This window comes from Neisseria sp. P0021.S007 (assembly GCF_051956855.1).
Genome location: NZ_JBQCXA010001411.1, coordinates 1 through 485, shown reverse-complemented (window position 1 = coordinate 485; position 485 = coordinate 1). Strand labels below are relative to the sequence as shown.

General features: G+C 48.2%; 1 pseudogene. It reads left to right on the top strand.

The features are described 5' to 3' along the window. Positions 1-37: 37 nt before the first annotated feature. Positions 38-485, top strand: a pseudogene (locus ACTHUR_RS19440) (hypothetical protein); the annotation flags it as partial.

Sequence of the window (485 nt, the reverse complement as noted above, 5' to 3'; positions counted from 1 at the left end):
GTTTTAATGTGGTTTTAAAAATATCAGGAAATTTTCGATGAAATATATGATTGCCCTGCTGCTTGCCGCTAGTCCCGTTTTGGCATCGGCTGCGCCCAATAACGACAAAGCTGCCGTCCAAGCAGCTATTGCCCAGTATTACAACCGACCGCTTGCGGCACACAACTGCCAGCTTACCGAGCCGCCGAAAGACAGTGAGACAGCATCTGACAATATTATGTATTGTATGAAACCCGTTGCCGACCATAGCGTAACGCGCAACGGTAAAGCCACGCGCTATGTGTTGTATACGGGTTTTGCCTACGATATGAAGCTCAAAATCAAACAGGGCGCGCACGCTTCTTCGGGCTTGGCAGAATTGTTTGTTTTGGAAAAAACAGACGGAAAATGGGCAATCAAACAACATGGAAGCGATGAACTCGGCGCATGGGGGGATGTGCCGGAGAATAAGACTTGGCAGTTTGTCCAGATGGGTGAGCAAAACT